The following is a 22988-nucleotide window of genomic DNA, read 5'->3' on the forward strand; positions in this document are numbered from 1 at the left end:
ACTTCAAGCCCGGTTGAACTGCTTGGGTCGCCGCATGATTTCAGCACGCCAGCGGCCTTGCGGCTACCGGTCTCTTCTCGCCTACCGCCGGTTCCGGCGACTACTGCCCGCACTCGCGGTATCGGACCTCGGAGACGGAATGAGCGCGGTAGCTGTGGCCTGGCTGGCGTTGCAGATCGCCCCGCCCGGCGCGTCCGGCCCGCTCATCGGAGCCGCGGTCGCCGCCTACATCCTGCCAGGGGCCGCCGGTGCGCTGTTGCTGGGCCGACGGCTGCGTCGGCTCCCCGCGCAGCGCTTGATCCAGGCCAACGCCTGGACACGTGCGGCATTCCTGGGCTGCATTCCCTTCGCCTGGGCGATCGGCGTACTGCACCCCGCCCTGTACATCGCCCTTCTCGCGGGATCGTCCCTGCTGCATGGTTGGGGCAGCAGCGCGAAGTATGCCTTGGTCGCCCAGCTTCTCCCCGGCGATCAGCGGCTCGCCGCCAACGCTCTGCTTAGCACGAGCGCCTGGGTTTCCACGATTGTTGGCCCAGCGCTCGCCGGCATCCTGACCGTAGCGACCGTCCCGGCCTGGATCATCGGTCTGGATGCTCTGTCTTTCGTCTGGCTGGCGGTACAGGCTGGGCGCTTGGCCGACTCGGACGAGGAAGCTCCGGTCACGCCGCCGGCTGAGGTCCGGCTCCTGGATGGTCTAACTGTCCTACGGGCCCGGCGCGAACTGCTCGGTCTTCTCACGTTGACCTGGCTGTTCAACCTGGCTTACGGACCGATCGAGGTCGCTTTGCCGCTGTTTGCCAGCGATACTCTCCACGCCGGCGCGGACGTGCTGGGACTGTACTGGGCAGCTTTCGGCGTCGGCGCGGTCGTCGGTGCCCTTCTCATCGGAGCCGTGCGGAAGTTGCCATTGTGGCCGGTCCTGCTGTGCATCGTCGCTGGTCACGGTCTTGCCATGCTGCCCTTTGGATTGCACGCACCGGCCGCGTTCTCTCTGGTGGGTTTCGCCCTGGGCGGTCTGATCTACGGCCCGTACAGCGCCCTGAGCCTCAATCTGTTCCAAGACATCACCCCCGCGGCGCTGCTGACCACCGTCCTTGCCCTCCGCGCGGCCGTTCTCCTGACGGCCGCGCCTATCGGGGCGGCGCTGGGTGGCCCACTTACCGAAGCACTGGGAGCCCGCCGGACACTGAGCGGCACAGGTGTCGCCATGATTATGGTAGCGGCCTGCGCAGCGACAATGTGGTTGCGCAGAGAACCAGCAGCACCCGACCCGCGCCCCCACGCCGCCGAACCGGACAGTGTTCCCGCTTCGTGAACGGTCCCCAGGCGACGCCTCCACCTGACCTATGGCATGCTCATCTGCCGCAGAGCGAGCGCCGAGCGGCGCTACTCCTTCAACTTCGCCACCCACGCGTGCGCCACGTTTGCGGCCTGCTGTTCCCAGGTGCGCACGCCGCCTCGGATGGGCCATGCCCGCGTCCTTCCCTCTTGAGGAAGGTCAGCGCACGCGTTGGCAAACCGGCGTGTGAGGGCGTCTGCCGCCCGTAGCGCGTCGGCGCGGCCCCGCGCAGCCTGCTCGTTCACTCGGTTCAGCTGCTCGACGTGGGCAGCGGCTTGCCGGAGCAAATCGTGGCCGATCTCGGGGTCCGTGCCGATGGCCAGGACCAGGACGGATGGTTCGATACCTTCGGCGAGGGCTGCGGCCAGACGGCAGTGTCCGTCAATCAGCACGTAGCCGTCGAAGCCAGTCACGGACCACAGCAGGATCGGCGGAAGCACTTGCTCGCGGGCCTGTCGGCGGTAGGCCTTAACGCGGGCCGCATCGGCATCGGGTAGCTGACGCAGGGGCAGCACGCCGTTCCACCCCTCGAACCAGTCGAGGTAAGAGTCGGGATAGTCAGTGGTGAGGTCGCCTCGCAGGCAGTACGACGGCAGTCTGCGGGGCCGGAGGATCCAGAACCCGTTGTGCAACGGCCCGGCGTCGGCGTCATCCAGCCAGGAGGCGAATTGATGTGCCCATCGGTCGAACCAGGCCGCGCCGCCGGGCGGAGTGACCTGGCGCGCATGGTCGGCGCGCAGTGGGGGAAGCGGCGAGAGGTAATCCCCGGTCCGGAACACATGCACGCCATAGTTCGAGCGCTGCACCTTCCCGAGAAGGACCAGGCGGCTCTGTTGGCGCAGCAACATGCGCCCCCCAGATGCAACCTCAAGCCGGAGATCAGGCAGGGTGCGGCCGGTGACGACCAGTCCAAGGCCTCCCACGGCGGCGTACAGATTGACCCGGTGCACCGATCAAGCTTAGGGAGCGGCTTCCCGATCTGGGCAGCGGAGCCTCCGCCCCGGGGGCGTGTGTCTTGCGACGACGGCGCACGCACATGCCGCGATCCGAGCGCTACGGGGCGTCACGCCGAGCTGGCCTGTTGCCGTCCGGACGTGCCGATGACACTGCGTTCGATCATGCCGATGAGCATGCGCCCTGAACTATTGGAGGAACGCCAGGTCGTCGAAGCCCATGTCGCGCAGCTTCTCGTGGGAGAAGACAACCATGATCTCGTCGCCGGGGATGAGGACGTGCTGCATCTCCGGTGGCTCTGGGGTGGCAGCGACAAACCACACTGGTCCCGCGTGGAAGTCGATACGGAGTGCCGTCGGCAGGTCCACGGCGTGCGCAGGCCCGACGATGCTGCCATCGGCCCGCCGGCTCGGCCCCAGTTCCAGCCGCTCCCAATGGAAGGCGGTACCGCAGATCAGCGACCCGAGGTGTTGAGCCCAGGGACTCGCGGGATCGGGGTCCGGGCCGACCCGCTTCGGGCCGCCTTCACCCAGGACAAGGTGGTCCTCGATCCGGTCGTGGAAGACCTCGACGCCGTAGGGGTCGAAGGTAGCGGTCCAGGTCACCGTCACGGGTCCCAGGTCGGTGGTGAGCTGAACGCCCATGACAGCGTGATGCCAGTCGCCGTAGTCCCATCGCGTCGGTTCAGGGCCGAAGTTATGGACATCCCAGTAGTCGACTGCCGTAAGCCGCCGGCCTCGAAGGTCGCTCAGCTTCGCCTCGAACCGTGTTCGCGGACCATCGACCCCGTACGCCAATTCCACGTCATCATGCTCCCCGGTCATGCACCCAGGCGCACGCTGATTTGCCGCCGATCGGACGCCACGCTCCGTGATGAGGTGCGCCGGGGTCGGACGCTGGGCACACGGCTGCTCAGTCTTGGAGTGCCAGACGCTCCCCACCAGGGCAATGGGGTAGCGGGCTGGTTTCCAGCCCATGGTCCACCGCCGGCGGCCCTGCCCGGTGGGGTCGAGGCTCATCACCGCGAGGTAGACGCATTTGAGCGCGGCGGCCTCGTTCGGGAAGTGACCGCGGGCCCGAACGGCCCGCCGGATGCGGGCGTTGACGCTCTCGATCGCGTTGGTGGAGCAGACGACGGTGCGGATCTTGGCGCCGAAGGCCAGGAACGGCACGAACTCCGCCCACGCCTGTTCCCACAACCGGACGATTGCCGGATACTTCCCGCCCCAAGCCTCGGTGAACTCGGCGAATCGTGCTCGGGCGGCGGCCTCGGTCGGCGCGGTGTAGGCGGGCCGCAACGCTTTGGCGATGGCCTCCCAGTGCTGCCGGCCGGCATACCGAAACGACGCTCTCAGCAGGTGGATCACGCAGGTTTGCACGACCGCTTCGGGCCACACCTCGGCGATTGCGTCGGGGAGCCCTTTGAGCCCGTCGCAGACCACCATGCACGCGTCCGCGACGCCGCGGTTCTTCAACTCGGTGAGGACTTGCAGCGGAACTTGGCGCCCTCGCCGCCGTCACCGGCCCACGGGCCGAGGATGTCGCGGGTGCCCTCGACGGTGACGGCCAGGGCCAGGTAGATGGGCCGGTTGGCGACCTTCCCGTCGCTCCCCGCCGGTCCCCGCGGCGACCGTATCGCGGTCGGCCGCCCATCCCATAACGCGGCGGCACCATCGCTATTCCTCGGCATCACTGGCGGAACGATCCGGACGCCGCCGCCAACGCAGTCGGTGCCGGTACCGGCGGTAGAACGTCACCAGGAAGATGGCCTGCAGTGCGCCCTCAACCAGAACGATGAGCGTGCCGTCGACCGCCGCGAGCACCTTGCCGCCGCTGACGCCGTCGATGATGGCGGACAGTGCCGTCGACACGCCGTACACGATGATCGGTAGGCCGTACACCGCGAAACTGCCGAGCGAAATGGCGCTGCCCACCACGACCGCCGCTGCGTAGATGCGCACCGCACGACGCTCGTGCGCCGGAAGGTCGGCAGCCGGATCGTGTGTCACCGCGAACCGGGCAGGCGCGATGGCGTGTCCCAGCCGTCGCAGCAGGTGTCGCGTATACGCCAGCCCGTCGTGGAACAGGTTGCGGCATCGCAACAGGTCCAGCAGCACGAAGTACAGATCCGTGCGCATGTAGAGCTGCACCTGGAGGGCCATCGACGCGACCAGCACCACGATGAGCGCGGCGAGGAGCCGGTCCGCCACTGGAGGCAGCGACACGTGGGCGATGAGGAGGATCGCGGTGCAGATCACCGCGAGATCGCAGAGCATTCCGCTCAGGTAGACGCGATATCGATACTTGCGAGGGACCAACCATATCGCCGTGACGTCCGTCTGGAGCACGAGATGGTGCAGCCGGGTGGCGAAGGCGATGCGTCCGGGTGATCCGAGTGACCGGGCCGCGGCAAGGTGACTCAGCTCGTGAGCCGTCGCGGCCAGCGAGAACATGACTGTGTTGACCAGTACGGCCAGCCCGACGTAGTCGGTCCAGAAGAAGTCGCGATAAAGAGGCAGGAGATCCGGCCGGCGCGCGACCGTGACCAGCGTGGCGGTAACGAGCGCGGCGTAGGCGAGCTTCGCTGGGGTGCCGAACAGCCAGCGGACATGGGCGGCGGTCAGCCACGGCACATGACTCACCGCTGGTTTGTGTGGGTCTGGGATTGGCCGGCCATCGAGCTCGGCGACGAAGCCGACATCTTCGAGCGCCTCGACGAGCTCGGCCAGGTCCACCTCCACCCCATGCTGGGCCTGGATCCGGTGTTCCGCCTCGGCAAGCGATGCCCCGGAGCCGAGGATTCGGATGGCGTCAGCGAAGGCCACCGCAAGCTCGATGAACTCGCCAACCTCCGGTCGCCCGACGATCGCCTGGTCTGGGGCGTCCTCGGACAGTCGGATCTGCAACCGGTGGAACCGTACGACGCTTTCGCGGCCGATTGCTTCGGCTGTCATTGCCGCCTCAGTCGCCGGCGGGTTCGTCGCCGATGCCTGACCCGCAAGCGGAACAGCCCGGGTCACGCGGCACATCGACGAAGTAGTGGTGATCCCAGTTGGCGATGTTGTGGTGGAAGATCCGTCCCGGAACCTGCTGCGGCAACGCGGCGAGGTAGTAGAGCACGTCCAGTGCACACAGGTGTCCACTGATGTTCGCGGTGGCGGCTATCACCGCGTTCGGTCGGTCTCCCATCAGCGGAGTCTTGTGGGCGTTGATTTCCCGCTTCTGCTCCTGGCGCCACAAGCAGGTGTAGCAGCCCGTCACATACGGCACGAACGAGCCGACGGACGTCATCGGCCCGGTATAGAAGGACATGAACCACGTCGTACGGGTGCGCAGCGCCGCCCCGTTGGTCCACTCCTGGATAAGGGCCTCGGGTCGGTCGGCGCAGAGCACGAAGGCGTCACAGCCGGCCATCAGCCGTTCGACGTCGTCGGCCGAGGCCACCTGACACTCCTCGCCGGTCACGGCGACCCGCGAGTTCATCGCGCGCAGCCGATCAACCGCAGCCTTCACTTTGGGCTGGCCGATGTCGCCTTCGGAGTAGAGGAGTTGCCGGGTGAGGTTGGCCTCCTCCACGACGTCGAAATCGACGCAGTGGAGGCTGCCGATTCCGCTAGCCACGAGACTGGTGGCCACGGCCGTACCGGTGCCGCCGAGGCCGAGGAGGCCCACGCGTGAGCGGCTGATGCGCTCCTGGATCTCGTACGGAGAGCTACGAGCGGTGGTGTCGATCCAGGCGAAAAAGTGCCGGGCCGGCTCGTACCGGGCGGCGTCGGCCTCGGTCAGGCCATCCGGGAGCGGAGCGCTGGCATCCTCAATGAATCCATCGTCGATGAGCTGCTGGATCACCTCGCGCACGCTGTCGGCGTCGAGGCCAGGGTGGGTAGTGGCCAGGTCGGCGCAGATCGACTCCACGTCGCGGGTGCCGTCCATCAGGGTCAGCAGGCGGGCGATAGTGCCACGCTCGTCGTCCTCGATCTCGGAGGCGACGCCGTACTGCATCAGGCCGATGATGATGCGGTTGTGCGGCAGCGTGAACGGTCGGTGGACGCTCTTAACCCGCGGTAGGAGCATCTGCAATCCCCGTCAAAGAGATGAACCGATGGACAGAGGGCGGCACCGGCCGCCTCGGAAATGGACCGAGGCGGCCGGGCGCTTGACGTCGTGACGTCGTGATCAGCCGTCGTGGTTCCGCAGGACGGTCGTCTCCAGCTTCTCCAGCTTGCGGATCTTCAGGCTGAGCTTCTTCTTCCCCGTCGTCTCGACGGTGGCCTTCGTGTCCACGACATCGCCTCCCGTGTTTACCGATGCGCCCGTGATTCGGACACCGAAACACAATCGAAGGCCTCATGTCTCACTGTTGTCAATGCACGTTGGCCATCGGTGCCAGATCTTTTTCCAGGGCTCACCCACACGGCTGTCGCTTCTTGCGCCACCCGGGAATTCCACACCCTTGTGCAACCCGACCAGCGTCGAGCGTACGCGCACCACCAGCATGGCACCCATCCCCCGGTGGCGGGTCGCTCGACACCGGACCCGACTGATCCGAGGCGGACGGCTATCACGAGGTCGCCTGCCAGTGGTACGTCCAGGGCGGCCCTGACCCCATGACGGACTGCCGCACATACAGACCATCGCCGACGACGTCGACGTCACCCGAGTGCAACTCCGCTGGCGGGAACCCACGGTCGTCGAGTTCGACGGAGGCGGTACGCCCATCGGCCGGTCCACCCACGATCGGGACATCAGCTACATCTCGCATAGGTGCAGCATCGCGCTCGGATGTCGGGGTGAAGTAGCCGCAAGCCCAGCGGTCACGAGAGGGAGACGCAACCGCGCGGAGCGCGGAGAGCACGCATTTCGGGCGTCACGACCGGTTGAGCACGCTCTTCGACTGCGCAGGTACGCTGACGGGGTACGGAGGCTATCGACCAACTAACCGATCACGACCAACTAACCGATCACGTAATAGATCTCTGATCTCCCTGAGCCAGCTCACGTACGATTTGCCGTAGTAGCCGGGATCATAGGAAGCCCGCCCGTCAACCATCCACAGCTTTTGAGCTTCCGAATCCGAGACGCCCCGATCCAACAGCGTCTGCAATTCGCCATACAGCAATGCGGTGCGGGTCGGCCGGTGCGGCTACAGGCGTAGCCGGGCCGCGCGGTCGAAGGTCTCGGCTGGATCCTCGCCGTCGGTGAGGTCGACGTCCTCGACGATCCGGCCGTCGCCGAGCCGGATCAGGCGGTCGCAGCGTGCCGCGATGGCCCGCTCGTGGGTGGCCAGCAGGATCGTCATGCCGTGCTGGTCGCGCAGGTCGAGGAGCAGGTCGAGGATCTGGGCGCCGGTGGTCGAGTCGAGGTTGCCGGTGGGCTCGTCGGCGAGCAGCAGGCGGGGCGCGCCCATCAGCGCCCGGGCGATCGCCACCCGTTGCTGCTGGCCGCCGGAGAGCTGGGCGGGCAGCGCGCGTTCCCGGCCGGCGAGACCCACCGCGTCCAGCAGCTCCCGGGCCCGGGCCGCGTGGTCGGCGCGGCCCCGGCGGGGCAGTACCGGCGCGATCACGTTGTCCAGTACGGTCAGCGCCGGGAGCAGGTGGTAGCGCTGGAAGACGAAGCCGATCCGCTGGCGGTAACGGGCCAGGGCCGCTCGCCGGAGCGCGGTGACCGCCACGTCGTCCACCGTCACCGTGCCCCGATCGGCCTGTTCGATCGCGCCGATCAGGTGCAGCAGGGTGGACTTGCCGGAGCCGCTCGGCCCGGTCAGCGCCACCACCGAGCCCGCGGCGACCTCCAGCGACACGTCGTCGACGGCGGTGAGCCGCTCCGTGCCGGTGCGGAACTGCCGGACCAGTCCGGCGATGCGTACCGTGCTTCCCGTGGTCGCGTTCATGGTCACTCCTCGGCGAGTAGTTGTGCGGTGGGGAGCCGGCGCAGCAGCGCGGCCGGGACGAGCGCTGCCAGGCAGGTGACCAGCACCCCGGCCAGCGCGACGGTTGCGGCCACCGTCACCAGCGCCGCCGGCAGGTCGCCGACGAGCCAGGCCGCCCCGCCGAGCCCGAGGCCGGCGCCGGCGAGCGCGCCCAGCGCGCCGAGCAGGAAGCCCTCGTAGCCGACCAGGCGGGCCAGCGCGGTGTCGGTCCAGCCGGTGGCGCGCAGGGTGGCCAGTTCGGCGGCGCGGTCCCGGATGTTCAGGTAGAGCACGTCGGCGACGGCGGCGGCACCGAGCAGCACGGTCGCCACCGCCGCGAGGGCGTCCGCGCCGCGCACGCTCAGCGAGACGGTGTCGCCGAGCAGGCTGCCCACGATGGCGCCGCGGAAGGCGTACGCGGCGGCGGCGACCAGGGTCAGCGCGGACACCCCGATGGCCAGCGCGCCCGCGCCGAGCAGGGTGCGTCCGGGGGTGCGGACCAGGTTCACCAGGGCCAGGCCGGGCAGGGTGCGCGGCCGGCGTACCCAACGGGCGGTGGCCACCGGTGGGCGCAGCGCGGCGGCCGGGTGGGCGCGTGCGGCCCGCAGCGCCGGCGCCAGCCCCGCGACCAGCGCCAGCAGCAGGGCCACCGGTACGGCGAGCAGCGCCCGCCGCCAGTCGACGCCGATGTCCAGGGCCGCGCCGAGCGGGAACGCGAGTCCGACGGCGAGCAGCCCGGCGGCCAGGCCCAGCGCGGCGACCTCGCCGAGGATCAGCGCGCCGATCCGGCGAGCCGGCCAGCCGAGGCAGGCGAGCACCGCCAGCTCGGGGCGGCGGTCCCGGACCGCGGCGGAGACCGCGTTGCCGAGGAAGAGCACACAGACCACCAGCACCAGCAGGAACAGCGCGGCGCTCTTGCGGTCGACGGCTTTCGTGATGGTGGAGGCGACGCCGAGCGCGGACCAGTTCTCGGTCAGCCGCAGCTCCGGGCGGCCGAACGCGCCGGCCGGCAGGTCCACTGTCTGTGGGGCCGGGGAGGAGCCGAGGGTGATGTCGACATCCAGGCCCGTGGCCTGGGCGATCCGCTCGGCGATCAGCCGGACCCGCTCCGCGGACTGCTTGCTGTATCCGTGCACGTCGGTCACCCGGACCCGGATCGCGCTGATCGGGGCGGTGCGCTGCGGGCTGGTGCCGTGCGCCAGCAGACCGGGCACGCTGGTCAGGGTGGTCAGCAGCAGCGGCGGGGCGGAGAGGTACCCGGCGGGGTTGCCGCTCGGTTCGAGCGGCTTGCCGCCCAGCGCGGCTCGGCTGCGCTCGTCGGCGCCCTGGGTCACCGGCGGTTCGTACGTCTCCAGCGGCACCTTGCCCAGGTCGCTGAAGCCGGTCAGTTTCTCCGGGTCGAAGAGGCCGACGGCGCGCCACCGTCGCGCGTCCTGGTCGCCGCGACCGAGCCGCAGGGAGGTCAGTGGTCGGAAGCTGGTGTCCTCCGTGAGCCAGGGTCGGGGTAGCGAGGTGAGGGTCGTCCCCTCGCCGTGGTAGACGTCCGGATCCGGGGACGCCGTGCGCACCCGCAGCGTGCCGTCGGCCTGTTGGTCGTAGTTGGCCTGGCCGGTCTGCACGACGACCTGTAGCTGGCCCCAGCAGCAGCCGTCGCGGCTCAGTCCGCCGGCGAGCTGAGTTCGGTACGCGCTCAATGCGTCCTGCTCCGTGCCGGCGGCCGCCACGGCCGGTGCCCCGCGCAGCGCCGCCGCCAGGTCTTGCGGCGGAAGCCCAGCGAGGCTGCGACCGGGCCGCAACCGGGTGTACGTGGCCCGGATCGCGCCGTCGACGAAGGGTCGGCTGGTGGCGAGCACCGGCATGGTGCGGCTGGTCAGCCCACCCCGCTCGCTGGTCACGGTGGTGGTGTCGGTGGCGGTGAGCGGACGCCCCGACACCACGGCGTCGGTGAGTCCGATCAGGCGCTGCTCGGCGTCCGGGTCGACCGCGGCGAGCAGGAACGGCACGGTGAGATACATCGACACCGTCAGCCGGGTGGTGGACGTCGACGAGGGCGCGTCCGCTCCGCTGCCCGCTGTCGACTGCTCGAAGCGCCCGTCCGGCAGCAGTCGGAACGTGTCGACCCGCCACGTCTGCCGTTCGGTGAGGGTGGTCAGCGAGTTGCTCTGTTCGACCTGGAGATCACAGACCGGCTCGGTGCGCCCACCGTCGAGGACCTCCCGGGGCACCAGACCGCAGTCCTGGGTGTCGTACGTCCGCCCGTCGGTGTACCGCACCGCGTCAGCGCGGTACTGGTCGCCGATGACCGGATAGTGCAGCCGGTGCTTCGTCACGTACACGTAGGTCGGCGCGGCGGGGGCGTGGGTGAGCCCCCGCTCGGCGAGGAAGGTCCGGTCGATCCGGATGACCTGGCGGTCCAGCGACCGGTCGACCACGTCGGTCAGGTCGATCGGCATCTCGATCGGCGTGGTCGAGTAGCCGAGCATCGCGATCGGGGCGGCCACGTCCACCCCCTCGACGGCCTTGACCTGCTCGTACTGGGCGGTCGTGATGCCACCGTAGAGCCCGGAGAGGTAGTTGGGCCGGACCAGCCGCCGCTCGGCCTCGAGTGGCGTGCGCGTCCCCTTCGGGCGGACCAGGATGTCGTACGCGGCGCGGGTGTTCCGCTCGACGGTGCCGGTGACGGCCAGCCGGGAGGTGGTGGTGGCGCCGGTCAGGACGACGAAGCCGGTGGTCGCCACCAGCACGCCGACCAGCAGCGCCACCGACCGTCCGGCACGGCCGCGAAGTTGCCCCCAGACGAAACGGAACATGTCGCGCCTCCCCGTGTGCTGACCCACACTGTGCGCGATACATTGTCACAATGCAAGGCCCATTCCGGGCGTCTGTCAGGAACCGGATCGGAGGAGACGGTGGCGATCCAGCACGCGGTCCTGGCCCTGCTCGCCCGCGGCCCCAGCTACGGCTACGAACTCAAGAGCGCCTTCGAGGCGGCGGTCGGCCCGCAGTGGGGCCCGCTCAACATCGGGCACCTCTACCAGATCCTCGACCGGCTCTCCCGGGACGGACTGGTGGTCGCCGAGCGGCAGGCCCAGCCGGTCAAGCCCGACCGGGTGGTCTACGAGATCACCCCGGAGGGCCGGACCGAGCTGGATCGCTGGCTCACCGAACCCAGCCCGCGCAGCGGCGGCTTCCGGGACGACTTCTTCCTGAAGGTCACCGCCGCGGCCCGGTCGGGTGCGGCGACCACCGTCCGGACCGTGCTCGCCAACCAGCGCGCCCACCTGCTGCGGGAACTGCGGAATCTCGACGGCCTGCGCCGTCGGGCGGACGATCCGGTGGTCCGGCTGCTGCTCTCGGCCGCCAGTCGGCACGTCGAGGCCGACCTCGCGTTCGTCGACGACGCCGAGTCGGCGCTGCTCGGCGACGGGGGCACGGCGCTCGCTGGTCTCGCCGCCGACCGCCCGGCAGCCGGAGGGGAAGCCGGACAGGCGCGCGCCGCCGGCTGAACCGACCGCGGCGACCGCCTCGCCGGCCGTCGGGCGGCAGGCTCCGCCGAGCCGGCCATGGGTGCACTGCCGGCCCGGTACAAGGCGCGTCCAGTAGGGCGCTCCACCTTGTCCCCGCCCGCCGAGGCTGGGGCAGGTATCGGACGCCGTTTCACAAGTGAGCGGAAAACATGTGCCCTCGCTCAGGGGCGCGGGCCAGTTGCCTGGACTGGGCGACGAGGCGGCCGGCCTCGTCCCAGATCTCGGCGTCCTCTTCGAGGAAGCCGCCCGCGAAGTTGCGGGTAGCGTGGCTGACCCGCAACCACCCGCCCGATGGTCTCGCCCGTACGTGCACGGTGAGCTCCACTGTAGGTACCCATCCGAAGACCCCGAGGTCGAAGGCAGCCGTTGGGAGGCAGTCGGCGGCGAAGGCCAGCAGAAGGGGATCGGGCTGGCGACCATCGGGCATCCGAAGCCAGCCGCGTTGTGCTCCGACGCCTGAGGGCTGTCCGACGGTCCAGCCTACGGTGGACGGGTCGAGCCGGAGGTCCATCTGCCGGATGAAGGGTGCCCGCTCAAGGAACGCGGGCGGTGCGTGGTCGGCCGGCACGCAGTCGTCGGGGTCGGGCATGGGGGGAGGAGCGGCCGTAGTGAGCACCTCATCGGTGAGCGTGCCCAGGTCGCCGTAGCTGGCCAGCACCCGCAGCCGTTCCACCTCCGTGCCGTCCTCTCCGGGTTGCATCAGTCGGGCCGCGCCGGTGGAGAGGCGACGACCGGTTCGCACCGACTCGGTGCGTACGGTCGCCGGACCCGGGTGGCAGGCGGAGAGGAAGTAGGCGGTCAGGGAGAACGGGTCGCGGTGGCCGGACCGGCCGAGTTCCTCGGACAGGGCCCGGGCGGCGAGGGCGGAGAGCAAGCCGCCGTTGATACCAACGCCGACCCGCCACCCGTCGTGCAGGACGGCGTCGAAGACCGATCCGTCTACACGGTGTGGAGTAACCGCGGTGGCACGGTCGAAGTCACTACACAACGGGCCCTGATTCCGCGTCTCACTGGGCTTGACCCGTTTCGACGGACAGGGTCGATGTGGTGATCTCACGCTACTTTGTTGGCGGTTACCGGGCTTAGACCGGTGGCTTCGTAGGTGGCGGGGCTGAGGTAGCCGAGGCTGGAGTGCCGGCGGCGGGTGTTGTACCAGCCTTCCACGTACTCGAATATCGCCTGGCGGGCGGCTTCGCGGGTGGGCCAGGCCTGGCGGTGTAGCAGTTCGGTCTTGATGGTGGCGAAGAACGATTCGGCGACGGCGTTGTCCCAGCACTGCCCGCGCCGGCTCAGCGACAGTCGGATCCCGTGGCGCTTGGTGAGGCGGGCGTGCTGGGTGCTGGTGTATTGACAGCCGCGGTCGGCGTGGAAGATCAGCCCCGAGGTGGGTCGGCGGCGGCGGATGGCGTTGGTGAGGGCGGCGTCGACCAGGTCGGTGCGCAGGTGATCGGCCACCGCCCAGCCGACGACCCGCCGGGAGGCCAGGTCGATGACCGCGGCCAGATACAGCCAGCCCTCCCACGTGTTGATGTAGGTGATGTCCCCGCACCATCGGGTGTCGACCGCGGCCGCGTCGGTGTCGAAGTCCCGGCCGACCAGGTCAGGACGCGCTTCGGCGGCCGGATCCGGCATGGTGGTGGTGCGCCACCGTCGTGGACACTTGCCGGCGATCCCGGCCGTGCGCATCAACCGTGCGACGCGTTTGCGGCCGTGCCGCAGCCCAGCCGCGACGAGTTCGGCGTGCACCCGCGGCGCCCCGTAGGTGCCCTTCGACATCGCGTGCACCGCGGTGATCTTCTCGGTCAGGGCCTGGTCGACCCGTTCACGCTCGGACCGCTCGCCACGGACATGCTGGTAATAGGCGGACCGGGAGACCTGCATCAGCTCACACGCACGCTTGACGCTGCGTGAGCCGGCCTGCTCCGCCTCGATGAACGGGTACACGTTCACCGGGTCTCCTTCGCGAAGAAAGCCGTCGCCCGCTTCAAAATCTCGACGTCCTCGCGCAGCCGCCGGTTCTCCCGGCGCAGCTGCGCCAATTCGGCCCGCTCGTCACTGGTCAACCCGTCGCTACGGGCGCCCGCGTCGACCTCAGCCTGCCTGACCCACTCCCGTACCGCGGTCTCCGTCAGGTCGAAATCCTTCGAAACCTGCCCGATCGTCCGATCCCCACGCTGACACAACTCCACGATCTCGGCCTTGAACTCCGCCGTGAACGACCGACGAGGCCGCGACCGCTTCCTACCCATGCTCTCCATGATGCTGGACATCCTCCCGGAGCCCTCCAGCTCCTGATCTCAGATGTCCGTCAAAGCGGGTCAGGCCCACACTGGATCTGGGCGGTGGTGTGGGTGAGCCATCCCAGTGGTGCGGGTTGGCCCGGGTGGAACATGTTCCAGGCGTCGAGTAGGACGGATTCCAGGGTCGGTGGTGACGTCGTCGTCTCGGGTGTGGTCATCGCAGGTTGCTCCTCGAGAACGGAGACGGTCCCGCCTCCCTGGCGGGCGGCGGGACCGTCGGCTGGTGTCAGGACTGGCGGCGGATCCGGCTGATCCGGACCTCGTAGGTGTCGGAGCGCACGGTCAGGTGCAGCCACGAGTAGCCGGCGGCTGCGGCGGTGCTCAGGGTGGTGATCAGCGGGGTGGGCTGGTCGGTGAGGTGCAGGTGCTCGGCGAAGTCGTCGCCGCCGAGATCCGGGTCGCGGCGGTGGCCGTCAGTGCTGGGGTACCAACCGTGGGCGTAGACGACCAGGCTGCTGCCGGGCCGGTTCGGATCCTCGAGGCGCGGCAGGCCGCTGGACATCAGGTAGACGCCGTGGTCGTGGACCCACACCAGCGCGCCGGGGCAGGTGATGCCGTCTTCGTGCTCGGCGAACGAGGGCGCCTGGTCGGGGGACTGTCCGGATCTTTGTGTGCGAGGCGGTGATCGCCTTCTCAGTTTCCGGTGATGCGCTCGCCGTAGAACATGCGAGGGAGTTCAGCGCCTGCTTCCAGCCGCCGGTCTTGCCGGTGACGTTAGCCCGGTTCGGCCGCGGGCTGCGAATGACCAGGTAGAGCACCTTGAGTGCGGCGGTGAGCTCTTCGAGGACCTTGTCGGTGACCCGGGAGATCAGGTCGCGGGAGACGTCGACGTCGTAGATGTCGGCCAGGTGCGGCTGGATCTCGCCGGTCGTCAGGCCTCTGGCATACAGCGAGACGATGGCCTCGTCGAAGCCCTCGACGCGGCGGGCGTGCTTGGGCACGATTCTGTGGCTCGAACGCCCCGGCCCGGTCCCGTGGCACCTGCAGTTGCACCGGTCCGACCTCGGCCTGCACCGTCTTCGGCGAGCTGCCGTTGCGGTGGTTGCCCCGGCCCCGCCCGGCCGGATCGCCTTTCTCATACCCAAGGTGCTCGGTCATCTCCGCCTCGAGGGCGGTCTGCAGCACGGTGCGGGTGACCCGGCTGAGCAGGCCACCAGGCCCGACCAGCGACACACCCTGCGCCCGGGCCTGATCGATCAGCTCTTGGGCGATCCGCACGTCCAGCCCCGCCGGGGCCTGACCTTCGACAGCCGCCGTCTCCTCGGCTGCGATGTCCTTGTTCGTCAACGGTGATCCTTCCCGGCCGGAGCAACCGCTCCAGCCGGCCGGATCACCGCCCCACACACGATCTTCCTGACAGTCCCACTGGACCTCGGTCAGTCGATGCCTTCGACGATGCGGAAGTCGCGCTCGACGCCGTCGGAGAGGGCGACCAGCGCCTCCTGGTAGGCCGCACTCTCGTGCGCCGCGACGGCCTGCTCGAAGCTGTCGAACTCGATCAGGACGGTGCGCTCGGCGATTCCGGCGTCATGCGCCACGACCCGACTGCCACGGGCGAGGACCCGACCGCCCCCGGCCTCGACGGCCGGACCGGCCAGCTTGTTGTAAGCAGCCAGCTTCTCAGGGTCTGAAATGGTGCGGTAGGCGCTGACCCAGTAGCCCTTGGGCATGGAACCTCCAGTGTTGGGATGAGTGCATCTGACTTACGGGTTGGTCTCGGACGAGCGTCGGCGGGCGAGAGCGAGGCTTGTCAGCGTCGTGATCCCCATGGCGCCGATGCCGACCAGCGCCGCGGTGATGTAGGCGCTGTCGTCGGGGAAGAGGTGGCCGGGGCCGGTGCCCGCGGCGAGGATCAGGCCGCCGATGGCGCTGCCCAGGGAGTACCCGACGCTGCGGACGACGTAGTTGAAGCTCATGGCGCTCGACGTCTCGCTCTTGGGGGTGACGGCCAGGATGACGCCGGGCATCGCGGCCGAGAAGCCGCCGACGCCGAAGCCGAGCACGCCCATCGCCGCGAACAGTTCGGCCAGGTCCGACCGGGCCGCCGCGAACAGGGCGAACCCGCCGCCGACCACGACGGCGCTGCCGGCCAGGAGCAGGGGGTCGGCGATCCGCGTCCGGACCCGCGGCGTGAGCTTGCCGGCGACGAACCCCAGCACCGAGAACGGGATGAGGACCAGCCCGGCGACGAAGGTCGTCAGCCCGAAGCCGTAGCCGGCGCCGTGCGGCGTCTGCGCGTACCGGGTGATGAGCGTGAGCAGGAGGTACATGCCGATCCCGCCGACGAACATGGCGAGGTTCGCCCCGGCGACCGCCGGGTGCCGCACCGCCCGCACATCGACCAGGGGCGTCGTGCTGCGCAGCTCGATGACGGCCCAGACGCAGAGCAGCACCACCGCGACGACGGCGAGGCCCGCCGCCACGGCGAGGTGCCGGCTCCACAGATTCCGTTCGCCGGCGAGGAACAGCACCAGGAGCAGCGCAGCGGCCAGGACGACCGCGCCTGCCACGTCCACGTGGGCGGAGCGGCCTTCGGGGGCTTCGGGCATGGAGCGCCACGCGGTCAGGAGGGCGGCGGCGGTGACGACCAGGCCGAGGCCGTAGGCGGCCCGTACCCCGCCGAGCTCGGCGAGCAGTGCGGCCAGCGGGTAGCCGACGCCGGCCCCGATGATCGAGACCACCGAGATCAGGGCGATCACGGCCGCGCTGCGCTCCTCGGGGAGGTGGTCCCGGGCCACGCCCATCATCAGCGCCGTCAGCCCGAGCCCGACGCCCTGGGCCGCCCTGCCGGCCAGCAGCCACGCGAACGGCAGCGGCAGCACGGTGAGCGTGCTGCCGGCGACGACGACCGCCAGCGTGGCGAGGATCGTGGCCCGCCGGTGCGGGCCGGCTCCGAGCCGGCCCAGGACCGGCGTGGCGACGGCGCCGCTGAGCAGCGCGACGGTCAGCGTCCACTGCGCGCTGCCGAGCGAGACGTGGAACGAGGTCGCCACGCTGGTGATGAGCGGCGTCCCGAGGCTGGCGACCGCCGCCACGACCAGAGCGATGAACATCAGGGCGGGGACCAGCAGCCGCGCCTCGGAACGCGCCACCGGGAACGCCTTCACCGCGACCCGCCGACCGGCTGCCCGGTCACTGCTTCGGCCCTTCGCGGTCCTGGCTTTCGAGCTCTGCCAGATGCTTCAGCGCCGGAAGGGCCGCCACCAGCGCCTCGACCTCGTCGCCGGTGAGCTCGCCGATCAACCGCTCGAACGCGTGGACGCCCGCCTGGCGCCGCGTCCGGACATAGGAGGCGCCGGCCTCGGTCAGGCACACCAGCGTGACCCGCTTGTCGGACGCGTCGCCCCGCCGCTCGACCAGGCCGGACTCCTCCATCACCCGGACCAGGGCGGTCATCGCGGGCTGGGTGACGCCCTCGACCGCGGCCAGATCGGTGATGCGCCGCGGGCCGGTCCGGTCCAGGGTGGCCAGGGTGGCGGCGGACGTCAGGCTCATGTCCCGGGGCAGGCGTCTCGCGGCCCTGGTGGCCAGGCCGTAGAGGGCTGCCCCGATGGCGGCGGACGCGCCAGGAGCGGCGTCTTGACGGCTCATGCTCGAAGCATAGCATTTTTATATTCATAGTTTATGGAAATGGTCGTCTGGCGCGGGCGGCCTCGACCGCTGCCTTGTAGCCGGTGACGACGACTTGGTCGTTGCAGTCCTTGTCGAGGCCAAGGAAGCCCAGGTCGGCCAGGGCGCCGAGGCCGGCGGCTTTCAAGTGCTCGACGATGTGGTCGTGGCGGGCGGCGGTGATGTCGTGGGTGCGCCCGGGCCTCGCGGCGGAGATCCAGATCAGGCGTCCGCGTTCGTCGGTGAGCGCGAGGAAGTGCAGGCCGTGGCGCTTGTGCTTCCCGAATAGTTCTTGCGGTTGTCCTTGCCGGTGCGGCGGCGGGTGGGGATGAGGGTGCCGTCGATCAGCACGGCCTCCCCGCCGCGTCTGGCGACCTTGGCCAGGGCGCCGTCCAGGCGCGGTGCCCCGGCCGCCAGCAGGGCGACGACCTCGTCGGTCCAGCGGCGGATCGTCGTGGCCGCGATGCCGTTACCGCCGGCCAGGTCGGCGGCGCGCTGGTCGTGGCGCAGCACGGCCAGGACGATCACGACGATCCGGCCCGCCGGCACACTCCCAGACAACGAGGCTCGAGATCAGTGCAGAGAAGTGCCGCAGTTGGTGTGGGGGTCGCTGAGCACGTCGGTGGCGCCGGTTAGGGCGATGATCCGCCCACCAGTGGCGGTGATGGTGCCCGCTGCGGCGAGCTGCGCGTTCACCTCGTCGGGCGATGGGCGCAGGCGTCGGGGAGCTGGTTCGGGTTGAGGGTGGAGCGGTGGTCGTGCAGGAGCCCGGATACGGCGTCGAGGAAGGGCGGTATCGGTCGTTTCTCCTGCGGCTCAGAACGGAGGCTGCCCGTTGTGTGGCCCGCCATCCAGCACGGACGGGGGGAGCCCGGCGCGTAGCGCTTGGTCGATCACGTGCGCGAGGCTGTAGTCGGGGTCGGCGGCGAGAGCACGGTCCACGGCGACGGACGCCAGGGCCCCATCGCCGCATCGCCAAGCGGTGAAGGCGAGCAGGCTGGCCGGCGCCGCCGCGAGGGGCGGGTGAGCCCGGCGGGTGATGTCGGTCCACATGGGCACCTGCCAGTCGTCGCTGACCTGCCAAGCGGCGTCGCGGATCACCGGGTCGGTTAGCAGGACGGTCAGCCAGGCCAGCTCGTCGTCGTGGAGGACCTGCTCGTCGCGGTAGCGGGCGAACGCGGCGGTCACCGCGTCGACGCCGGCGCGGACCAGGCCGTCGTGTCCGGCTGCGGCGAGCAGCGCGCGGCGGCGGGCGCGGGCCTGGACGGTGGCGCGGGTGACGGCGACGCGGGCGGCCCCGCTGGCGGGGGCGATGCTGGCGACGAGCGCCGCCCGATCGGGCAGGGCCCGGCAGCCGGCGACGATGGCGTGCATCGTGACATCGCTGCGGTGGGGGTCGAAGGGCGTCCCGTCGGTGGGGCAGCAGGCGGGGTCCTGGCAGAGATAGGAGAAGTAGCGGCCGTCGGTGACCCGCAGGGCGTCGAGGATGTCGAGGCCCGCGGCGGTGAGGCGTGGGGCCATGGCGTCCATGACCGGGGTGACGGCGGTGGCGGGCCCGTAGCCGATCACGATGACGCGGGTGGCGGCGGCGTGGCGCAGTAGGCGGATCTGCGACCGTGCCATGCCCGCGATCCAGGCGGCGACGTGGGAGGGTTCGGGAAGGTCGGCGCGGCCTGCGACGACGACCCGGGTGCCGGCGACGCCGACGGTGACGAAACTGTCGGTCGGGTGGAAGCCCAGCAGGTACGGCACGGCGGTGAGCAGGTCGGCGGGTGAGCCGACCGGCAGCCGGTTGAAGTCGGACATGAGTGTCTCCTGTCATTGGTGAGATGAAGTCGGGCAGGGTCGATCGGCCGTGCCGGGGGTGCGCGAATGTCGCGCCGGTATCCGGAAACGGCGATGAAGGTGCGGGGCTGGCATCTGCGGGCCTGCTGGCCAGCCGGTGAGGCGTGGCGGCGCCCGCGGCCCTGTGAGCGGTGCGGTTCGGCCTGGACTGTGTGTCCGGCTGCCGTGAGGTGTCAGGCGCGCTCGAGGGCGGCGACCGCGGCGTCGGCGATGTGCCCGATGGCCTGCACGGGGTCGGCCACGGTGAGGGTGGTGGTGTCGGTGAAGGTGTGCCCGGGCAGGTCGGCGGGGCGCAGCCACAGCACGGCGCAGCCGGCCCGGTGCAGGGTGGTGATCAGCCGTTGGGCGGGTGCGATGTCGGGCAGGTCGCCGTCGGAGACGACGGTGAGCATCCGCAGCCGGCCGGGCTGGCGCAGCTGCAGTAGCTCGTCGGCGAGTTTCACCGCGTCGGTGAACGCCGTACTGCCGCCGTCCGCCCGCAGCTCGAGGACCTGCTGGGGATGCTGGCGGGGTGGGACGAGCAGGGTGGCGTCGCTGCCGAAGGCGATGGTGGCGGTGACCGCCTGATTGGCGCGGGCGGCGTGGGCGAGCATCCACCCGGCCGACGACATCGGCGCCGCCCAAGGGTGCATGGAGAAAGAGGCGTCGACGGATGACCCCGAGGTGCAGCGTCGGCTTCGGCGGCGGCACCTGAGCGCGGCGCTGCCACGGGGTAGCCGTCGGCACGGTACCGGCGGCGATCTGCGCCTTCGCGGTGATGGCGTGGCGGGTGCGCAGCCGCCCCGGCGGACTGACGCTGGGGCGGCTGTCGGGCTCGGGCTGGTGGGTGCGGGCCCGCCGTAGTCGGGCGGCAAGGGTGCGGGCGGCGGCGCGTTCGCCGTCGGTGGGGTCCCGCAGCGACCAGGTGGTGGGCGCGGAGAACCGGGCGGTGATCTGCTGCGCCCGATACTGCGCGCCGGTGAGGCCCGCGGTGTGGGCGAGGTAGTCCGCCAGTGCCTGGGCGAGCACACCGGCGAACACGCCCGCATCGACGGTGGGGGTGTCGGGTTGGCGGTGCGGGTCGATGCCGAGGATCCGGCACCACCGCCACCCCAGGTCGATCATCGCCTCGGCGTCGGTGTCGTCCGTGGTGTGGGCTTGCCGCCACACGTCGCGCAGCTGCAGCACCCGTTTACGGCCGAGGATGGCGGTGACGGCGGCGCGGACCCCTTTGATGTCTTTGGCGGTGATGATGCGGGCGTTGACCCGGGCCAGCAGCAGCCCGGCGAGTTGGCCTGCGTGCCACGGGTCGTCGACGGGGGCGTCGGCGGGGCTGACCAGCGCGGTGACGGTGTGGCGCAGCCAACGCCGGTCGGTCCGGCGGCGGGCGCGGTGCCGGTTTTCGATGCGGGACTCCTCGAGCAGTTCGGCGACGGCGGCAACGACGGGCGGAGTGCCGGGCGGGGTGCACCATTGGCTGTGGACGGCGTGGGCGGCTTCGTGAACGAGCAGCCCGTAGGCGGTCGGTACGAGGCGTTTGTGGCCGGCGCGGCGTGGGTTCGCGACGTCGGGTGCGCCGATGTGGGCGGCGTCGACCTCGATGCGGCCGGCCGCGGGATAGAAGCAGGCGGGCGCGCCGCCGCCGGCGCCTGGGGCGACGGTGACGGTCAGGTCGGTGCGGCCGGTCAGGACCGGGACGTGCCGGGTCCAGGCGTCGCTCCACTCCTGCCAAGCCGGGTCGCCGCCAGCGGGCGGGGTCGCGCCGGGCTGCAGGTGATGTGGTTGAGGCATCAGTACTCCTTCCAGGGGTTAGCGCTGCTTGCCGAGGGTCAGCGGGGTGATCTCGGTGCCGAAGTGCTGCCGCAGTGCGGCGAGGACCTGCTCCCGGTCCTCCTCAGGTGCGCGGCCGGCGAGATTGGCGGCTGCGGCGGGCAGGCCGAGGGTTTTGCGGACGCGGGCGAAGCCGAGCAGCTCGCGTAGCTGCGGCGCCCAGCTGACCCGCCCGGCGGCCAGGTCACCGTTGAGGGCGACGGCGGCGGCCACCGCAGGGGAGGGGACGCCGAGATGGCGGGCGAGGTCCCAGTCGGTGGTGACCTCGATGTGCACGTCGAACCGGGAGGCGAGGGCTTCGGTGAGGATCGCGCCGTGCACGCCCGGGTTGTGGCCGGCGATGACGTAAAAGCCGTCGGCGGCGTCGACGCGTTCGTTGCGGTAACCGGGGATGGTGATAACCCGCCGACCGTCCACGGCCGGGTAGAGCACCGCGAGGACCTTCGGCGGAATGAGGGTCGCGTCGTCGACCAGCAACGCCCGCCCCTCGCGCATAGCCGTCACGAGGGGCCCGTAGACGAACTCGAACCCGCCATCCGGGAGGGGGATGAAGTTGCCGAGGAAGTCCTCCACCACCGTGTCGCCGGTGCCGGCGACGGTGAGCAGGTCCGGGAAGGCGGCCTCGACGAGGGCGGTCTTGCCGGTGCCGGGCGGGCCGTAGAGCAGCACCGGTATACGCTTTTCGCGTAGCCGGCGCAGAACGTCCACATCGGTCGCCCCCGCGAGCTTTCGCGGGAAATACAGGTCCCCGTTAGGGCGGGTGACCGGCTGCCGCCGACCCGCCCCGCGACGTCCTTGGCGGGGTGTACGCGGGGCGGGCGGTGGCAAAGTCCCGGCGGCGTCGACACCTGCCTGCGTGATCTGGAACCGGTGCGGGCCCGTGGTGTGGGTGGCGTATCCGGCCGCGGCCATCTTCTTCAACGCCTCAAACACCGCCCCGGTGGACGGGGCGCCGATCGCCGCGGTGAGTTCCCCGACCTTGAACACCTGATCGGGGTGCGCGGCGAGGTGAGCGGCGACCTGCCGGTAGAGGTAGCCGGGCCGGCGTCCGTCGGCTGGCGGCGGGGTGGTGTCGCTCGGGTCGGGTGGGGTTGCAGGGTCCATGCGGGTCCTCCTGTCAAGGGGCCCGCGCACCCATCTCCGGGTGCGCGGGCAGGTGGTGCGGTGTCCGCGCGGCGGAGACGAGCGGGTACTGGGACGGCCCCCGCGGGCAGGGGCCGGGCAGCAACTCCGTGAGGTGCTCAAAGGGCAGCTCCGGAAGGGCTGCCGGGGTGGTGGTGTCGCCGCCACCGGCGGTGGGCGACGACAAGGAACGCACCCAAACCCGGATCGATCAAGTCGATCCGGCGACGAGGGCCTACCTGCGGCGGAGGGTGACCTCGTCGCGGGGGCGGCGGGCGATGGTCACGGTCAAGCCGAAGACGCTGCCGTCGGACAGCTCCAGCCACACGCCACGGTCGAGGGTCATGACACCGGCGTCGCGGTAGACGCGGGCGGAGGTGATGGTCACCGGGGTGCCGTCATCGTGAGTGAGCTGAGGCAGGTCGGCCTCGTCGCAGAGCTGATCCAGGTCCTCGCCGGTGAGCAGGCGTGCCACGAGTGCCTGAAGGATCTCCTCGTGGGCGTAGTCGCCGAACTCGTCGTCGTCGTTGTCGAGCATGCCGTGGTCCTTTCGGATGTCGGGGTGGGTGCCGGAC

The 22988-nt window shown here is 70.4% G+C and carries 22 protein-coding genes and 3 pseudogenes; 2 read left to right on the plus strand and 23 right to left on the minus strand.

Annotated features, from left to right (window positions below):
* Window positions 1–139: 139 nt before the first annotated feature.
* On the plus strand, window positions 140–1315 hold the full coding sequence (locus Q2K19_RS25900; protein ID WP_302764558.1) for an MFS transporter: 1176 nt from the start codon (window positions 140–142) through the stop codon (window positions 1313–1315).
* Between the two features lie 71 nt (window positions 1316–1386).
* Here the strand turns inward: Q2K19_RS25900 and Q2K19_RS25905 are convergent, their stop codons facing one another.
* From Q2K19_RS25905 to Q2K19_RS25930, 6 genes and pseudogenes are all read right to left on the minus strand, one after another.
* Window positions 1387–2289, minus strand: coding sequence for a hypothetical protein (locus Q2K19_RS25905; protein ID WP_302764559.1), 903 nt, complete (start codon window positions 2287–2289; stop codon window positions 1387–1389).
* A 936-nt stretch (window positions 2290–3225) separates the two neighbouring features.
* A pseudogene (locus Q2K19_RS25910) lies at window positions 3226–3899 on the minus strand (IS256 family transposase); the annotation flags it as partial.
* A 70-nt stretch (window positions 3900–3969) separates the two neighbouring features.
* Complete coding sequence (locus Q2K19_RS25915) at window positions 3970–5199, minus strand: hypothetical protein (protein WP_302764560.1); 1230 nt, start codon at window positions 5197–5199, stop codon at window positions 3970–3972.
* A 55-nt stretch (window positions 5200–5254) separates the two neighbouring features.
* Window positions 5255–6367, minus strand: a complete 1113-nt coding sequence (locus Q2K19_RS25920) for a ThiF family adenylyltransferase (protein WP_302764563.1) — start codon at window positions 6365–6367, stop codon at window positions 5255–5257.
* 1069 nt (window positions 6368–7436) lie between these two features.
* Window positions 7437–8183: an ABC transporter ATP-binding protein gene (locus Q2K19_RS25925; RefSeq protein WP_302764565.1), complete on the minus strand. Its 747-nt coding sequence runs from the start codon at window positions 8181–8183 to the stop codon at window positions 7437–7439.
* Between the two features lie 2 nt (window positions 8184–8185).
* Window positions 8186–11011, minus strand: coding sequence for an FtsX-like permease family protein (locus Q2K19_RS25930; protein WP_302764567.1), 2826 nt, complete (start codon window positions 11009–11011; stop codon window positions 8186–8188).
* A 99-nt stretch (window positions 11012–11110) separates the two neighbouring features.
* On the opposite strand from Q2K19_RS25930, the gene Q2K19_RS25935 reads away from it, so the two are divergent.
* On the plus strand, window positions 11111–11707 hold the full coding sequence (locus tag Q2K19_RS25935; RefSeq protein ID WP_302764568.1) for a PadR family transcriptional regulator: 597 nt from the start codon (window positions 11111–11113) through the stop codon (window positions 11705–11707).
* A gap of 151 nt (window positions 11708–11858) precedes the next feature.
* Here the strand turns inward: Q2K19_RS25935 and Q2K19_RS25940 are convergent, their stop codons facing one another.
* From Q2K19_RS25940 to Q2K19_RS26015, 17 genes and pseudogenes are all read right to left on the minus strand, one after another.
* Window positions 11859–12602 (minus strand): thioesterase family protein, encoded by a 744-nt coding sequence (locus Q2K19_RS25940; RefSeq protein WP_302764569.1) that lies wholly within the window; start codon window positions 12600–12602, stop codon window positions 11859–11861.
* A gap of 179 nt (window positions 12603–12781) precedes the next feature.
* Window positions 12782–13678, minus strand: coding sequence for an IS3 family transposase (locus Q2K19_RS25945; RefSeq protein WP_302763311.1), 897 nt, complete (start codon window positions 13676–13678; stop codon window positions 12782–12784).
* Window positions 13675–13977 carry a transposase gene (locus tag Q2K19_RS25950; protein WP_446839594.1) on the minus strand — a complete coding sequence of 101 codons (303 nt, stop codon included), beginning with the start codon at window positions 13975–13977 and terminating at the stop codon, window positions 13675–13677. Before Q2K19_RS25950 ends, Q2K19_RS25945 begins: the two co-directional genes overlap by 4 nt.
* A gap of 277 nt (window positions 13978–14254) precedes the next feature.
* A complete protein-coding gene (locus Q2K19_RS25955; RefSeq protein ID WP_302764570.1) occupies window positions 14255–14560 on the minus strand; it encodes a DUF3085 domain-containing protein in 306 nt (101 codons plus the stop codon).
* Window positions 14442–15107: a transposase gene (locus Q2K19_RS25960; RefSeq protein ID WP_368046161.1), complete on the minus strand. Its 666-nt coding sequence runs from the start codon at window positions 15105–15107 to the stop codon at window positions 14442–14444. The genes Q2K19_RS25955 and Q2K19_RS25960 overlap by 119 nt, the downstream gene beginning before the upstream one ends.
* Window positions 15034–15372, minus strand: a pseudogene (locus Q2K19_RS33405) (transposase); the annotation flags it as partial. The pseudogene Q2K19_RS33405 and the gene Q2K19_RS25960, both read right to left, overlap by 74 nt.
* A gap of 32 nt (window positions 15373–15404) precedes the next feature.
* A complete protein-coding gene (locus Q2K19_RS25970) occupies window positions 15405–15698 on the minus strand; it encodes a DUF1330 domain-containing protein (protein WP_143604950.1) in 294 nt (97 codons plus the stop codon).
* A gap of 33 nt (window positions 15699–15731) precedes the next feature.
* Entirely contained in the window at window positions 15732–17120 is a 1389-nt protein-coding gene (locus tag Q2K19_RS25975; protein ID WP_302764576.1) for an MFS transporter, read from the minus strand.
* A 40-nt stretch (window positions 17121–17160) separates the two neighbouring features.
* Window positions 17161–17619 (minus strand): MarR family winged helix-turn-helix transcriptional regulator, encoded by a 459-nt coding sequence (locus Q2K19_RS25980; RefSeq protein WP_302764578.1) that lies wholly within the window; start codon window positions 17617–17619, stop codon window positions 17161–17163.
* Window positions 17620–17650: 31 nt separating this feature from the next.
* A complete protein-coding gene (locus Q2K19_RS25985) occupies window positions 17651–17785 on the minus strand; it encodes a hypothetical protein (protein ID WP_302764579.1) in 135 nt (44 codons plus the stop codon).
* 6 nt (window positions 17786–17791) lie between these two features.
* A pseudogene (locus tag Q2K19_RS33410) lies at window positions 17792–17899 on the minus strand (IS5/IS1182 family transposase); the annotation flags it as partial.
* Window positions 17860–18198 (minus strand): hypothetical protein, encoded by a 339-nt coding sequence (locus Q2K19_RS25990; RefSeq protein ID WP_302764580.1) that lies wholly within the window; start codon window positions 18196–18198, stop codon window positions 17860–17862. The pseudogene Q2K19_RS33410 and the gene Q2K19_RS25990, both read right to left, overlap by 40 nt.
* Before the next feature lie 12 nt (window positions 18199–18210).
* Entirely contained in the window at window positions 18211–18333 is a 123-nt protein-coding gene (locus Q2K19_RS25995) for a hypothetical protein (RefSeq protein ID WP_302764582.1), read from the minus strand.
* A 120-nt stretch (window positions 18334–18453) separates the two neighbouring features.
* The gene (locus tag Q2K19_RS26000) at window positions 18454–19443 is read right to left on the minus strand and encodes a DUF4192 domain-containing protein (RefSeq protein ID WP_302764584.1); all 990 of its coding nucleotides are present in this window, start codon (window positions 19441–19443) and stop codon (window positions 18454–18456) included.
* A gap of 212 nt (window positions 19444–19655) precedes the next feature.
* Window positions 19656–20093: a vWA domain-containing protein gene (locus tag Q2K19_RS26005; protein WP_302764586.1), complete on the minus strand. Its 438-nt coding sequence runs from the start codon at window positions 20091–20093 to the stop codon at window positions 19656–19658.
* Window positions 20094–21270: 1177 nt separating this feature from the next.
* On the minus strand, window positions 21271–22395 hold the full coding sequence (locus Q2K19_RS26010; protein ID WP_302764588.1) for an AAA family ATPase: 1125 nt from the start codon (window positions 22393–22395) through the stop codon (window positions 21271–21273).
* Between the two features lie 253 nt (window positions 22396–22648).
* Window positions 22649–22951 carry a hypothetical protein gene (locus tag Q2K19_RS26015; RefSeq protein ID WP_302764591.1) on the minus strand — a complete coding sequence of 101 codons (303 nt, stop codon included), beginning with the start codon at window positions 22949–22951 and terminating at the stop codon, window positions 22649–22651.
* Between the last annotated feature and the right edge of the window lie 37 nt (window positions 22952–22988).

It is taken from the genome of Micromonospora sp. NBRC 110009, assembly GCF_030518795.1.
Taxonomy (GTDB): domain Bacteria; phylum Actinomycetota; class Actinomycetes; order Mycobacteriales; family Micromonosporaceae; genus Micromonospora.